General features: G+C 68.1%; 16 protein-coding genes. 7 read left to right on the top strand and 9 right to left on the bottom strand.

Annotation, left to right across the window (positions count from 1 at the left end; all coding sequences use genetic code 11):
* Positions 1-15 precede the first annotated feature (15 nt).
* A complete protein-coding gene (locus FN976_RS12140; RefSeq protein ID WP_145893295.1) occupies positions 16-597 on the top strand; it encodes an NADPH-dependent FMN reductase in 582 nt (193 codons plus the stop codon).
* 21 nt (positions 598-618) lie between these two features.
* Positions 619-870, top strand: a complete 252-nt coding sequence (locus tag FN976_RS12145; RefSeq protein WP_145893296.1) for a YkgJ family cysteine cluster protein — start codon at positions 619-621, stop codon at positions 868-870.
* Between the two features lie 138 nt (positions 871-1,008).
* Here the strand turns inward: FN976_RS12145 and FN976_RS12150 are convergent, their stop codons facing one another.
* The 6 genes from FN976_RS12150 to FN976_RS12175 all read right to left on the bottom strand — a co-directional run bounded on the left by FN976_RS12150 (position 1,009) and on the right by FN976_RS12175 (position 7,273).
* Positions 1,009-2,463 (bottom strand): aldehyde dehydrogenase, encoded by a 1,455-nt coding sequence (locus FN976_RS12150; RefSeq protein ID WP_145893297.1) that lies wholly within the window; start codon positions 2,461-2,463, stop codon positions 1,009-1,011.
* Positions 2,464-2,527: 64 nt separating this feature from the next.
* On the bottom strand, positions 2,528-3,328 hold the full coding sequence (locus tag FN976_RS12155; RefSeq protein WP_186510866.1) for an ABC transporter ATP-binding protein: 801 nt from the start codon (positions 3,326-3,328) through the stop codon (positions 2,528-2,530).
* Positions 3,328-4,110, bottom strand: a complete 783-nt coding sequence (locus tag FN976_RS12160; protein WP_145893298.1) for an ABC transporter ATP-binding protein — start codon at positions 4,108-4,110, stop codon at positions 3,328-3,330. Before FN976_RS12160 ends, FN976_RS12155 begins: the two co-directional genes overlap by 1 nt.
* Positions 4,103-5,119, bottom strand: coding sequence for a branched-chain amino acid ABC transporter permease (locus FN976_RS12165; RefSeq protein WP_145893299.1), 1,017 nt, complete (start codon positions 5,117-5,119; stop codon positions 4,103-4,105). The genes FN976_RS12160 and FN976_RS12165 overlap by 8 nt, the downstream gene beginning before the upstream one ends.
* Positions 5,116-6,021 (bottom strand): branched-chain amino acid ABC transporter permease, encoded by a 906-nt coding sequence (locus tag FN976_RS12170; RefSeq protein ID WP_255440349.1) that lies wholly within the window; start codon positions 6,019-6,021, stop codon positions 5,116-5,118. The genes FN976_RS12165 and FN976_RS12170 overlap by 4 nt, the downstream gene beginning before the upstream one ends.
* Positions 6,022-6,061: 40 nt before the next feature.
* Positions 6,062-7,273, bottom strand: a complete 1,212-nt coding sequence (locus FN976_RS12175) for an amino acid ABC transporter substrate-binding protein (RefSeq protein WP_255440350.1) — start codon at positions 7,271-7,273, stop codon at positions 6,062-6,064.
* Between the two features lie 159 nt (positions 7,274-7,432).
* On the opposite strand from FN976_RS12175, the gene FN976_RS12180 reads away from it, so the two are divergent.
* Positions 7,433-8,374 (top strand): helix-turn-helix domain-containing protein, encoded by a 942-nt coding sequence (locus tag FN976_RS12180; RefSeq protein WP_145893300.1) that lies wholly within the window; start codon positions 7,433-7,435, stop codon positions 8,372-8,374.
* Positions 8,375-8,396: 22 nt separating this feature from the next.
* On the top strand, positions 8,397-8,792 hold the full coding sequence (gene arfB, locus FN976_RS12185; protein ID WP_145893301.1) for an alternative ribosome rescue aminoacyl-tRNA hydrolase ArfB: 396 nt from the start codon (positions 8,397-8,399) through the stop codon (positions 8,790-8,792).
* A gap of 15 nt (positions 8,793-8,807) precedes the next feature.
* Here the strand turns inward: arfB and FN976_RS12190 are convergent, their stop codons facing one another.
* A complete protein-coding gene (locus FN976_RS12190) occupies positions 8,808-9,518 on the bottom strand; it encodes a Crp/Fnr family transcriptional regulator (RefSeq protein ID WP_255440351.1) in 711 nt (236 codons plus the stop codon).
* Between the two features lie 109 nt (positions 9,519-9,627).
* Between FN976_RS12190 and FN976_RS12195 the strand changes: the two genes are divergently transcribed.
* Genes FN976_RS12195 through FN976_RS12205 form a run of 3 tightly spaced genes read left to right on the top strand, consistent with a single transcriptional unit; the run spans position 9,628 to position 11,885 of the window.
* Positions 9,628-10,206, top strand: a complete 579-nt coding sequence (locus tag FN976_RS12195) for an HD domain-containing protein (protein WP_145893303.1) — start codon at positions 9,628-9,630, stop codon at positions 10,204-10,206.
* Positions 10,203-10,961 (top strand): class II aldolase/adducin family protein, encoded by a 759-nt coding sequence (locus tag FN976_RS12200; RefSeq protein ID WP_145893304.1) that lies wholly within the window; start codon positions 10,203-10,205, stop codon positions 10,959-10,961. The genes FN976_RS12195 and FN976_RS12200 overlap by 4 nt, the downstream gene beginning before the upstream one ends.
* A gap of 12 nt (positions 10,962-10,973) precedes the next feature.
* Complete coding sequence (locus tag FN976_RS12205) at positions 10,974-11,885, top strand: bile acid:sodium symporter family protein (protein ID WP_145893305.1); 912 nt, start codon at positions 10,974-10,976, stop codon at positions 11,883-11,885.
* Here the strand turns inward: FN976_RS12205 and FN976_RS12210 are convergent.
* Both FN976_RS12210 and FN976_RS12215 read right to left on the bottom strand, forming a co-directional pair.
* Positions 11,791-12,657 (bottom strand): transglutaminase-like domain-containing protein, encoded by an 867-nt coding sequence (locus FN976_RS12210; RefSeq protein WP_145893306.1) that lies wholly within the window; start codon positions 12,655-12,657, stop codon positions 11,791-11,793. The genes FN976_RS12205 and FN976_RS12210 overlap by 95 nt on opposite strands.
* Before the next feature lie 68 nt (positions 12,658-12,725).
* The gene (locus tag FN976_RS12215) at positions 12,726-13,796 is read right to left on the bottom strand and encodes an AsmA family protein (RefSeq protein WP_186510857.1); all 1,071 of its coding nucleotides are present in this window, start codon (positions 13,794-13,796) and stop codon (positions 12,726-12,728) included.

The following is a 13,796-nucleotide window of genomic DNA, read 5'->3' on the forward strand; positions in this document are numbered from 1 at the left end:
TGATGCAATCGGGCGATGAAGCTCCTCGTCTTTGCCGGCAGCACCCGCGCCCAGTCGCACAACCGCAAGCTAGCGCGCGAAGTCGCCGCGCTCGCCACGGCGTCCGGTGCCGACGTCACCCATCTCGAACTGGGGGACTACGACGTCCCCATGTACAACGCCGACCTGGAAGCCCAGGGCACGCCGGCCGATGTGATGAAGCTCAAGCAGCTGTTCTACGAGCACCCGGCCTGGATCATCTGCACGCCCGAATACAACGCGAGCTATCCGGCCCTGTTGAAGAACACGCTGGACTGGTTGTCGAGTCCGGTGAAGTCCGACCCGGTGTGGAAGGACGACTTCCGGTTCAGCCGGGGCAAGGTGGTGGGTGTGCTGAGCGCTTCGCCCGGTGCGCTGGGCGGACTGCGCTCGCAGAGCCATCTCGTTCCCTTGCTGTTCAACCTGCACTGCTGGGTGTCGCCCAAGGTGTTCGGACTGGGCCGCGCGCACACCGCCTTCGACGAGCAGGGGAAACTGGCCGAGGAGGGCAACCGGGCCCGGGTCCAGGACGTGATCGATCAGGTCCTCTGGGCGGCGAGCCGCTTGCAGGCTGAGTAGTTTGCTTCTGAAACCATAGCAATGGATTGTCGCACCGGGTGTGGCGCCTGTTGCACGGCGCCCTCCATCAATTCACCGATTCCCGGCATGCCGCAGGGGAAGCCGGCGGGGGTGCGGTGCGTCCAGCTCGACGAAGCGAACCGATGCCGGATCTTCGGGCGGCCGGAACGGCCGACATTCTGCGCGGGGCTTCGGCCGTCGGCGGAGATGTGCGGTGACTCGCGCGAGCACGCGATGTTCTACCTCGCCGACTTGGAGGCACGGACTTCTTGACACCGCCCGGAGGTCCATCATGCGCCCTGGCGAGGAAGAACTCGTGGCTGTTCATTTCGCAGGAAAAGCGCCCGGCCGCCCGAAGCTTTTCCTGCTGATCAAGCCACTCTGAAATCTGCGCAGCAGATTTCAGAGTGATCAAAACGGATAGTGCCGCGGCGTGGTCTGGATCGTGATCCAGCGCAGCTCGGTGAATTCGTAGATCCCGGCGCGCCCGCCGAAGCGGCCGATGCCGCTGCCCTTCACGCCGCCAAAGGGCATCTGCGCTTCGTCGTGCACCGTCGGCGCATTGACGTGGCAAATGCCCGAGTCGATCTTGCGCGCCACATTGAACGCGCGCGCGATGTCATGCCCGAAGACCGCAGCCGACAAGCCGTACTCGTTGTCGTTGGCGCAGGCGATCGCCTCCTCGGTGTTGCGCACGCGGACGATTGCCTTCACCGGCCCGAAGGTCTCTTCGTGATAGATGCGCATGGCCGGCGTCACGTGATCGAGCAGCGTTGCCGGCATCAGCGTCGAGTCCGCCTTGCCGCCGCAGGCCAGCTTGGCACCTTTCGCCAGCGCGTCATCGATGAGTGCATTGCAATGCTCCACCGTCGACATGCCGATCACGCTGCCCAGCACCACCGGCTCCGGCTTGCGCGGATCGCCCAGCGGCAGGGACTTCGCCTTGGTGGCGAACTTCCGCACGAACTCGTCGGCCACCTTCTGGTCCACGATGATGCGCTCGGTGCTCATGCAGATCTGCCCGCTGTTGGCGAAGCAGCCGAAGGCCGCCGCATTCACCGCATCGTCGAGGTCGGCGTCGTCCAGGATGACCAGCGGCGCCTTGCCCCCGAGCTCCAGCACGGCGGGCTTCAGGTACTTCGCGCAGGTCATCGCGATCAGGCGGCCGACGCGCGTGGAGCCGGTGAAGTTGACGCGCCGCACCGCCGGGTGCGCCACCATCGCCTCCACCACCGCGCCCGCGTCGGCCGGGGCATTGGTGATGTAGTTGACGACCCCGGCCGGCAGCCCTGCCTCCTGGAACGCCTCGACGATCAGCTGGTGCGTGCGCGGGCAGTTCTCGCTGCCCTTCAGGATGACGGTGTTGCCGCAGGCCAGTGGCGTGGCGATCGCGCGCACGCCCAGGATGATCGGCGCGTTCCAGGGCGCGATGCCGAGCACCACACCGGCCGGCTGCCGCACGCCCATCGCCAGCGAACCGGGCACGTCGGACGGGATCACCTCGCCCGCGATCTGCGTCGTCAGCGACGCCGCTTCGCGGATCATGCCCGCCGCCAGCATCACGTTGAAGCCGGCCCACATGCCGGTGGCTCCGGTCTCGGCCGACACCGCTTCCACGAACTGCGGCAGCTTCGCCTCCAGCTTTTCCGCGGCCTTCAGCAGCAAGGCACGGCGCTCGCCGGGGCCGGTCTCGCTCCAGGTGCGGAAGGCTTCGGCCGCGGCCTCGACCGCCATCACCGCATCGGCGGCGGACGCCGCGGGCGCGCGCGTGGCCACGGTGCCATCCAGCGGGTTGCGCCGCTCGAAGGTGGCGTTGTTCTCGGCCGTGACTTTCAGGCCGTTGATCAACATGGAAAGATCGGACATGGGGTACTCCTTGGTTGTCGTCATTCCCGCGAAGGCGGGAATGACGGTGCTGTTCGGTGTCTGTTCACGCGGCAGCCTTTTCGCGCCGGGCCGCATCGGCCGCAGTCGTCGTTTCACTGCTCGCGGCACCCAGGTAGGCTTCGCGGATGACGGTGGAGCGCGCCAGCAGCTTCGCGGGACCACTGGCCACCAGCGCGCCGCGTTCCAGCACGTAGCCGCGGTCGGCCACGGCCAGCGCCTTCTTCACGTTCTGCTCCACCATCAGCACGGTGGTGCCGGCGTCGGCGATGCGGCGGGCAATCGCGAGCAGCTCGTCGACCATGCGCGGTGCGAGGCCCAGCGACGGTTCATCGAGCATCAGCAGGCGCGGCGCGCAAACCATGGCGCGCGCCACCGCCACCATCTGCTGCTCGCCGCCGCTCATGGTGCCGGCCAATTGCGTGATGCGTTCGCGCAGCTTGGGGAAGTCGGCGAACACGCGCTCGATGCGTGAGGCGCGCTCCGCCTTGGGCACAAGCCAGCCGCCCAGCTCCAGGTTCTCCATGACGGTCATCTGCGGGAACAGCTGGCGGCCTTCGGGCACCAGCGTCACGCCGTTGCGGACGATCTCGTGGGTCTTCTCGGCCAACTCCTCGCCGTCGAGCAGCACTTCGCCACCGCGCGGGATCAGGCCGTTCAATGCGCGCAGCAAGGTCGTCTTGCCCGCGCCGTTGGGGCCGAGGATCACGGTGAGGCCCGGCTTCACCTCGAAGGTCACGTCACGCAGCACCAGGAAGGGACCGTAGCCCGCGCGCAGGCCGCGCACCTTCAGGTGTGCCGGCGCGATGCCACCTGCCAACGCGAACGGTCGATCGCGGTAGTGCATCACGACACGCCCTCCACCATCTCGTCGCCCAGGTAGGCCTCGACCACCTCCGGGTTGCGTACCACTTCGCGCGGCGTGGCATCGGCGATCTTGCGGCCCTGGTGCAGCACCAGCACCCGCTCCACGTGGCGCAGCAGCACAGTGACCGCGTGCTCGATCCAGACCACGGTCAGGTCGAGCTCGTCGCGCAGGCGGCGGATCAGGCGCGCCATCTCCTCGATCTCGGATTCGGTCAGGCCCGCCGCGACTTCGTCGAGCAGCAGCATCTTCGGGCGGGTCGCCAGCGCCATGCCGATCTCCAGCAGCCGCTGCTGCGACGGCGTCACCGCGCCGGCCGGCAGCGCCGCCTGGTCCGACAGGCCGATCAGCTGCAGGATCCGCGTCGCATCGCGCAGCGTCCACGGCACGGTGGCCTCCTCGCCCCACAACCAGTACTTGCGCGGCCGGCGCCCGGCGAACTTCAGGCCGAATTCGATGTTGTCGCGCACCGGCAGGTCGGCGAAAACGCGCGGCGTCTGGAAGGTGCGCGCCAAGCCGTGCGCGGCGAAGCGGTGCGGCCCCTTGCCGGTCAGGTCGTCGCCGCTCACCAGGAGACGCCCGGAGGTCGGTACCTGCACACCGGTGATGGCGTTGAAGAAGGTTGTCTTGCCGGCGCCGTTGGGGCCGATGATCCCGACCAGCTCCCCGGCGTCGAAGCGCGCACTGACGGCATCCACCGCAACCAGGCCGCCGAAGCGCACGGTCACCGATTCGGCCAGCAGCAGCGGCGTGCCCTCATGCATAGCGGTTCTTCCGTGCGCGTGCCTTGTCGCGCTGCTTGTCGCCGCTCCATTCGTAGCGGCGCTCCTTCCACCAGGCTCGCGTCGCATCGCGCCAGCCGCGGAACGTCTCCCAGCGCAGCGACGCCAGGCCGCCGGGCAGGTACAGCACCGACAGGATCAGCAGCAGCCCCAGCGCCATCATGTACACCTGCGGCGCCTTCAGCCGCAGCGTCTCGGCCAGCAGGCTGAAGACGATGGCGGCGATCAGCGGACCCCACAGCGTGAGCGCGCCCCCGATCAGCGCGATCAGCACGGTCTGGAAGCCGATGAACGGATTGAACACCGTGTGCGGGTCGATGTAGGTCCAGCGCACCGACATGGCCGCGCCCATGGCGCCGGCGAAACCGGCCGTCATCGCGAAGCCGGCCAGCTTGACCCAGCGCGTGTTCACGCCCAGCGTCTGGGCGCGTTGCTCGTCGGCGCCGATGCCGGCCAGCGCCAGGCCGAAGCGCGTGCGCCGCACGACGATGGAGGTGCCCACGGCGAGCAGCGCCAGCGACAGCACGGTGAGGTAGATCGTGTCGCGCTCCGGCACCACCGTCAGCACGCGGCCGACCGTCCCCGTCACGCTCTTCTCGAAATAGGTGATGGCATGGCGGATCAGCTCGGTCATGCCGAAGGTCAGCACCGCGAAATAGGTGCCGCGCAAGTGCAGCACCGCGGCCCCCATGATCAGCGCGATCACCATCGCGATGCCTGCGCCCAGCGCCACCGACTGCACCCACGAGAGCTTCTCCAGCGACAGCGCGCAGGTATAGGCGCCGATGCCGAAGAAGGCCGAAGTCGCCAGCGAGAGGTAGCGCGTGAAGCCGCAAAACAGCGCCCAGCTCGAAGACAGCGCCACGTACATCAGGCAGGTCAGCGCCATCGACACGACGAATTCGCTGCCCCAGTAGGGCAAGGCCAGGGACCAGCCCGCCACGCCGAACAGCACCAGCAGGTCGCGCACGAGGAGTTGTCTGCTCGTCATGCTTTGCGGCTCTTTCGCGTGAACAGCCCTTCAGGCCGCAGCAACAGCACCCCGATGAACACGCAGTACGACAAGAGGGCTTTCAATGACGGGTTGGTGTAGTGCATGCCGATCGCTTCCACGACGCCGAGCAGCAGCCCGCCCGCCAGCGCTCCACCCATGCTGCCGAAGCCACCCAGCGTGATGACGATCAGCGCCGTCACCGTGTAGGGCTCGCCCATCGACGGCGAGATCGTGTACGCCATCGACAGCAACGCGCCCGCCACGCCCGACAGCCCCAGCCCGATGCCGAACATCAGCGGATGCAACACCCGCGTGTTGATGCCCACCAGCTGAGCGCCCACCGGGGACTGCATCAATGCCCGCACGCCCTTGCCCAGCAAGGTCATGCGCAGCAGCACGATCATGGCGATGGCGAACACCAGCGCCAGGAAGAACACCAGCAGCTTGTTGCCGGCGAACTGCGCACCGCCGAACTTCACCGGCTCGGTCATGAAGTCGTAGCCGCGCAAGTCGCCGCCCCAACCCCAGCTGACGAAGTTCTGCACCAGGAACATCAGGCCGAAGGCGACCATGAGCCCGCGTGCCTCGAAGATGTCGAGATTCGGTGAGGTCGCGGTGAGGCGGCGGAAGCAAAGCCAGTGGATGGCCAGGCCCAGCACCATCAGGATGGCGAACGACACGGGCACCATCAGCAGCGGCGGGAAGCCGAACGACGTCTGCATCATCCACGTCAGGTAGGCACCCACCATCAGGAACTCGCCGTGGGCGATGTTCAGGATGCGCATCAGGCCGTATTGCAGGTTGAGGCCGAGCGCCACCAACGCATAGATGCCGCCGGTGATCAGCCCGGAGGTGAGGAGTTCGAGCCAGGCACCAAGTGAGAGCACGGAGGACAACACGCCCCGTGTCCGGGGCGTGTCCTTGCAGGTTGATGGGGGGCTATTTCCAGGCCGGCTTCGCCGGATTCAACTTCGCCGTCGCGACCTTCTGCGGCCACACGATCTCCATCTCGCCGTTCTGCCACTGCCCCACCGTCCCCGGCGTCGCGGTGTTTTCGCTGCCGGTGAACTTGACGTCGCCGATGATGGTCTTGTGCGTGGTGTTGGCCACGTAGTCGCGGATCGCCTTGCGGTCCAGTCCATGCTGCTTCACCGCGTTGGTCAGGATCTCCAGGCCGGCCCAGCAATGGCCGCTCGCCCAGCGATCCGGCTCCTTCTGCGCGCCGAACTTCTTCACGTGCGCGTCGAAGTACGCCTTGGCACCCGGGCTGGTCTTGGCATTCCACGAACCCATGCCCAGCACGCCCTCGGCGCCGGCCGGCGTCATCACGTTCCGGTACAGCTGGAAGGCGGTGCCCACCGAAGCGTAGAAGAACTTCGGGTTGAAGCCGATCTCCTTGGCCTGGCGCGACGCCAGGATGGTGTCGGGCGGATAGGTGAAGCCGATGAAGGCGTCGGGGTTCTTGTCCTTGATCGAACGCAGCACCGGCGACAGGTCTTTCACGCCACCCGGGTAGCTGGTGTCCTGCACCAGGTTGATGCCGCTGCCGGCCAACGCCACCTTCAGCGCCGCATAGTTCTCCAGGCCGAACAGGTCGTCCACGTAGACCACGGCCACGCTCTTGGCGCCGTTCGCCTTCAGCATGTCGACCAGCGCGTCGCACATCGGCTTGGGCTGCTGCAGCAGCAGGAAGAAGTACGGCAGCTTCATCTCGGCCAGCCGGCGCGAGAGTGCCGTCGGTGCCAGGAAGGGATAGCCGAAGCGATTCGCGAGCGGCGCCACGGCGAAGTTGGCGTTGCTGCCCCAGGGCGGCAGCACCAGGTCGACCTTGTCGCTGCCCATCAGCTTCTCGTAGGTGCGCACACAGGTCTCGACGTCGCTGCGGTCGTCCGACGAAATCAGTTCGATCTGGCGCTTGGTGCCCTTCACGTCCAGCCCGCCCGCGGCGTTCTGCTGCTCGGCCCAGAGCAGGTAGTTCGGCTCCTGGCTCACCTGGGCCCCGCCGGTCCAGGGGCCGGTGCGCGCCATCGCATAGCCCACGCGCACGGGGCCGGCCTGCGCCATCAGGGACGGGGCGGACAGCGCCCCCACCGCGGCCGCCGTGCCCTGGATGAACTGGCGGCGATTCTTCATGGCCTTCACTGCTTGCATGGGATGTCTCCTTCCGCACCTTGCGGCGGTGCCTGCATCGTAGAAACCGCGGCCGCTCGCCGCTGTGCTGAACGCGCACATTCGCTTGTCTGGGTGTGCAAGTCGCTCCGGGTTTTCCCTGGGTCACCCGCCCATGCGCACCCCATAATCCTGCGATCCATGGCCGATTCCACCCTGCTGAGCACCGACGTCGTCGCCCCGCGCGACCGGGCGCCGCAATGGCGCGAGTGGGTGTCGAAGCATTTCGGCGGCCTGCAGTCCGACCTGTACGGCGACAGCGAGTTCGATGGCCACATGCAGGCCTCGCACGCGGGCGACGTGATCCTGACCCGCCTCGAAGCCAACCGGCACCGCGTGCTGCGCACGCCCTCGATGGCGCGCACCAGCGAGACGGCCTACCTGAAGATCGTCGCGCCCTGGCAGGGCAGCGCCACCGTGCAGCAGCAGGGGCGCGAAGCCTGCGCGCGTGACGGCGCCTGGGTGATCTACGACACCACCGGCAGCTACGAGATCGCCAACCCGGAACGGGTGGACCACCTGATCGTGATGGTGCCCAAGGACGGCCTGGCCGAGCGCAACCTGCGCTTCGACGGGGTCATGGCGCGCCGCCTCGGCACCAGCGGCATCTCGCGGGTGGCGCTGGAGACCATGCGCAACACCTACCAGGAGCTGCCGAACATGAGCCCGGCTGCCGCGCAGGGCGCGGGCGAGCTGATCAAGCAGCTGGTGCATTTGTCGCTGCAGGAACTGAGCGGCCTCGAAACCGCCGTGACCCAGCGCGAAGCCCTGCGCGACCGCATCCGGTCCCACGTGCAGAAGAACCTGCGCGACCCGGCGCTGTCGGTGGACGCGATCGCGCGCGCCCTGAACTGCAGCCGGCGCCACCTGTACAACGCGTTCGGCGGCGAGGGCGAGTCCATCGCCGCGTACATCCAGCGCTTGCGGCTGCAGGCCTGCATCCGCGACCTGCAGCAGGCCGGCCCGCACGCGCGGCCGATCACGGACATCGCGCTGTCCTGGGGCTTCGGCAATCCTTCGCACTTCAGCCGGGTGTTCCGCGACCACACCGGCAAGAGCCCGAGCGAGTTTCGCGGCGGCTGACGCCGCCGCGCGGCACCGCGCCATGCCTCCCATCCCCGACCACGAGATCGAATTCACCGCCATGCGGGCCAGCGGCCCGGGCGGGCAGAACGTGCACAAGGTGTCGAGCGCGGTGCACCTGCGCTTCGACATCCGCGCGTCGTCCTTGCCGGAGGAAGTGAAGGCCCGGCTGCTGGCCATGACCGACCAGCGCATCACCAAGGACGGCGTGGTCGTCATCAAGGCCCAGGCCACGCGCAGCCAGGACCAGAACAAGCTGGAAGCGATGGCGCGGCTGGAGGAACTGGTGGCCGCCGCGGCCCATGTCCCGAAGCGCCGGCGCGCGACCAAGCCGACCTACGGCTCCAGGCAGCGGCGGCTGGAGGGCAAATCCATCCGTTCCGGCATCAAGGCGGGGCGCGGCAAGGTGCAGGACTGACGCGCTGGCCGCCGTTCAGTGGTCCACGCCCAGTTCCTGCAGCTTCTCCGTCGAGGCGATCTCGATCCTGCCGTAGCCGAGCACCACCGCGCCGGCCTGCACCAGCACCCGCAGCTCCTTGCTCAGGGTCTGGCGCGTGACGCCCAGCATCATCGCCAGCGACTCCTGCGACACCGGCACCACCGGCCGCGCGCCTGGCGACTGGGTCGCGTCGCCGCGCGCCAGCAGCAGCAGGCGGCGGGCGATGCGGGCGCGGGTGGAGCGCAGCGTCGCATCTTCCACCATGCCGTAGAGCGAACGCACCCGGGCCGCCAGCATGCGGCTCACGGCATGCGAGAACGCGGGCTTCTTCATCAGCGCATCGAAGTCGGCACGCGGCAGCGCCAGGACCTCGCACTCGCGCAAGGCCGTGGCGTCATGCGTGCGCGGCTGGCCGTCGATCAGCGAGATCTCGCCGAACCAGTTGCCCGCCTCCAGCACGGCCAGGATCGCTTCCTTGCCGTCCTCGCGCAGGCTGGAAGCCTTGATGGAGCCGCTGGACAAGCCGTAGAACGCGCCCGTACCGGCGGGCACCGCGTCGCCCTGGCGGAACAGCATCTCGCCCGGCCGCAGGCGCACGCGGTCGCAGGCGGCCAGCACGGCGCGGCGGTCGCCCAGGGCCAGCGCACCGAACCAGGGGTTGGCGGACAGCCTGTGCAGCAGCTCGGCGCTGGCGGACAGTGACACGGTGGCGACTCCCAAGGGCAGGGACAACCCGCACATTGTCCAAATATTGACAGTTGATGGTCAAGCCCGGGCCAAGAATGCACACTCCAAGGAAGCCACGAAGCCCCCCATGAACGCCCGCGCCCAATTCACCCGCATGCAGGACAGCACCGCCGCCGACTGGCAAGTCATCGGCGGCGAATTCATGCAGTTCACCCAATCCCTGCCGGATCGCGTGATGAAGCACCTGCAGATCCTGGAGGGCGACTACGGCGGCTTCCCGGTCGACCGCTACACGCACTCGCTGCAGACCGCCACGCGCGCGCTGCGCGACAACCGCGACGACGAATACGTGGCCTGCGCGCTGCTGCACGACATCGGCGACACGCTGGGCTCGTTCAACCACCCGGACATCGCCGCCGCCGTGCTCAAGCCGTTCGTGAGCGAAGCGAACCACTGGATGGTGCAGCACCACGGCATCTTCCAGGGCCACTACTTCTTCCACCACGTCGGGCTCGACCGCGACATGCGCGAGCAGTTCCGGGATCACCCGCACTTCGCGCGCTGTGAGGAGTTCTGCGCGCTCTACGACAACCCGGCCTTCGACCCCAAGGCCGAGACGCTGCCGCTGGCCGAATTCGAACCCCTCTTGCGCCGCCTGATGGCACAGCCCCGCAACTCGATCTACCTGAAGAAGGAAGCCGCATGAACATCGCATCGCTCAAGGAAGTCGTCAGTGAAGCCGAGTGGAACCTGCGCGTGGACCTGGCAGCGGCCTACCGCCTGGTCGCGCTCTACGGCTGGAGCGACCTCATCTTCACCCACATCACCGCGCGCATCCCCGGCCCCGAGCACCACTTCCTGATCAATCCCTACGGGCTGATGTTCGACGAGATCACCGCGTCGTCGCTGGTGAAGGTCGACCTGGCCTGCAACAAGCTGATCGACTCGCCCTTCCCCGTCAACCCGGCCGGCTTCGTCATCCACAGCGCCATCCACGCGGTGCGGGAAGACGCGGGTTGCGTGCTGCACACGCACAGCCGCGCGGGCATCGCGGTCAGCGCGCAGAAGAACGGCGTGCTGCCGATCAGCCAGCAGAGCACCTTCGTGCTGGGCTCGCTGGCCTACCACGGCTACGAGGGCGTGGCCGTGCGCGACGAGGAGAAGGCGCGGCTGCAGCAGAACCTGGGCGACAAGACCTTCCTGATGCTGCGCAACCACGGCCTGCTGACGGTGGGCCCCACGGTGGCGGATGCCTTCCTCTCCATGTACACGTTCGAGAACACCTGCCGCATCCAGATCGACGCGCAAGCCGGCGGCGGGGAGCTCACCACCGTGGACCCGCGGATCATCGACGGGGTGGCCGAAGCGCGGCGCAAGGTCACCATGGGCCAGGGCTCCAACCTGGTCTGGCCGGCCTTGCTGCGCAAGGTGGAGCGCACCGACCCCTCGTACAAGAACTAGCCGGGGCCGGCCTTGGACTTCATCCAGCTCCTGCCGACGCTGCTGCTGGTCGCGCTGGCGCTGGTGATGTTCGGGCTGGGCCTGTCGCTCAGCCTGGCCGATTTCAAGCGGCTGCTGCAGCACCCGAAGGCGGTCTTCATCGCGCTGCTGCTGCAGGCGGTGCTGCTGCCCGCGGCCTGCTACGGCATCGTGGTCGGCCTGGGGCTGTCGCCGGTGTACGCGGTCGGGCTGATGCTGCTCGCGGCCTCGCCCGGGGGCGTGTCGGCCAACCTGTTCAGCCACCTGTTCGGCGGCAACGTGGCGATGAACATCTCGCTCACGGCCATTAACACCATCTTCTCCATCGTGACGCTGCCGCTGATCGCCAACTTCGCGATCAACGCCTTCATCCAGAGCGGCCAGGTCGTGCCGCTGCAGGTCGGCAAGGTGCTGGAGGTGGTCGGCGTGGTGCTGGTGCCGGTGGCCATCGGCATGGCGGTGGCGGCGCAGCGTCCGGGCTTCGCCGCCAGCATGGAAAAGCCGTTCAAGATCTTCAGCGCGCTGGTGCTGGCAGCCTTCGCGCTCATCGCCATCGGCAAGGAATGGTCGGCGCTCACCGCCAGCTTCTCCAGCATCGGCCCGGCGGTGGTGCTGTTCAACCTGGTCAGCCTGCTGGCCGGCTACTACCTGAGCCGCGCGGCGGGCCTCGACAAGCCGCTGGCCACCGCCATCAGCTTCGAGATCGGCATCCACAACTCCACGCTGTCGCTGTTCATCGCGCTGTCGGTGCTGAACAACTTCCAGCTCGCCCTGCCGTCAGCGATCTATTCAGTGGTGATGTACCTGACCGCTACGCTGTTTGGATGGCTGGTTCTGCGTCGCGGTGGTCGACCTGCGCATGGGGCTCAGGCTTCGGCGGACGCGGGTCGTGCTCCAGCACGCTGACCTCCTTGCGCGTCATCCGGACCGAGCCGAACATCGTGCTGAACGCCACGTCCTTGGCGTCGCGGCCGGTGCCGATGCGCACCAGCCGGTCGACCGGCGCCATGCCGGTCGGATCGAACAGGACCCAGCGGCCGCCCACCCACGCCTCGAACACCGCGTGGAAATCCTGCGGCGGCTCGTCGAACCACACATAGCCCACCACCAGCCGCGCCGGGATGTTGAGCGCGCGGCAGAACGTGATGCCCAGGTGCGCGAAGTCGCGGCAGACGCCGGCCCGCTGCACGAACACTTCCTGCGCCGTTGTCGTCGACGTGCTGCTGCCCGGCTTGTAGGTGATCTCGTTGCGCACCCATTCCTCGATCGCGCGCACGCGGCCGATGCCGGGCGGCAACTGGCCGAACATCTTCTGCGCGGCGCTGCCCATCACGTCGGACTCGCAATAGCGGGTCGGCAACAGGTAGCGGAAGACGGCATCCGGCACCTGGCCGACCGGCGTCTCCGTCAAGGCGGGGTCGATCTCGACCGTCTCGACTTCGACCTCGGCCTGGTAGTTCACCAGCAACGGCCCCGGGGCCGCGTCGAACCGGATGAAGCGATTGCCGCTGCGCGGGTCTTCGAAGCTATGGGGCGCCACGCCGGAGGAGATGGCGAGCCGCTCGCTCCGGATCTTCTGCGTCGGCCAGTGCGCCGCTTCGATGTTGAAACAGAAATGCGTGGGCGACAGGATCTCGTACTCGAGCACCGTTTCCACGGTGGAGAGGTGCGTCTTCATGCGGCCAATGTAGAGCCGCCCGGACTCGCTGCTGATCGGCAGCCGCCGCCAGCGCTTGTAGGACGCGGCTACTTGCCGAACAGGCCGCGCAGCTTGTCGGCCGCCCTTTCGCCGGCACTGGCGCCCACGCTCGTGCCCACGCCCGGCGCGATCACCGTGCCGACCACCGCGCCCAGCAGCGCCCCGCGGGTCATCGAAACCGCCGGCGCATCGGCCGTGCCGCTCACCACCAGCGGCACGCCGACCGCGCCTTTGGCCGTCGGCACATCGACGTTGATGCGGCCGCTGAGGCTGCGGTTGGCCGCCATGGTCACGTTGCCGTTGGCCGCCAGCGGACCCGAGGTGGCCACCAGGTGGGTCAGATGCACGGTCTTGCCCTGGGTGTGCACTTGCCCCGCCAGCGCGTTCAGCCGGGTCATGCCGCCGCGGTTGAGGCCCGCGGTCTCCACCGCCCGCGCCAGGTCGATGCCGCGGACGAGCGCATCGCTCACGTTGAAGTGCGTCTGCGTGGCCAGCACATCGCCGAGCTGCCCGATGTCGCGAAACTCCGCGCGCAGCGCCGTCTGCGCCCGCAGCTTGCCGGTGAGCGTCTTGCTCGGCGCGGTGAGCGCCGCCACCTCGACGCCCTCGGTGGTGAGCTGCCCGGTCAGCGACACTGCGCCGCTGGGCAACTCGTCCAGCTGCAGCTTGCCGGCGATCGTCCCGCCGCCCACCTTCACGTGCACCGGCCAGTCGTCGCCATTGCGCTTGATGGTGCCGCTGGCGCCGGCCAGCCGCCCGTCCACCACCTTGAAGTTCGCGACATCCAGCAGGCCGTCGCGGCCCAGGCCGAACTCGGCCTCGACGGTCATCCGCTGCTGGCCGTCGGACCAGGTCACCTTCTTCAATTGCACGCGGCGCGGCGAGCGGATGCCGCTGCGGCGTTGCCGTGCGCGCTTCTCCGGCTCGGTGGCCTTGGCGCGCTTCTGCAGGGTCGCGCCGATCGCATTCACGCTGGACTGCGGCACGACCGCGTCTTCGACGATCAGGGTGTCGATCTCGACGTCACCGGCCGCGAGCGACGTCCAGTCCGGCCGGGCTTCCAGACGGGCGATGGTGATCGGCGGGTTGGTGGCGATGCGCACGTCCTCGGCGGCCAC

Origin of the sequence: Caenimonas sedimenti (assembly GCF_007833165.1) — a bacterium.
Lineage (GTDB): Bacteria > Pseudomonadota > Gammaproteobacteria > Burkholderiales > Burkholderiaceae_C > Ramlibacter > Ramlibacter sedimenti.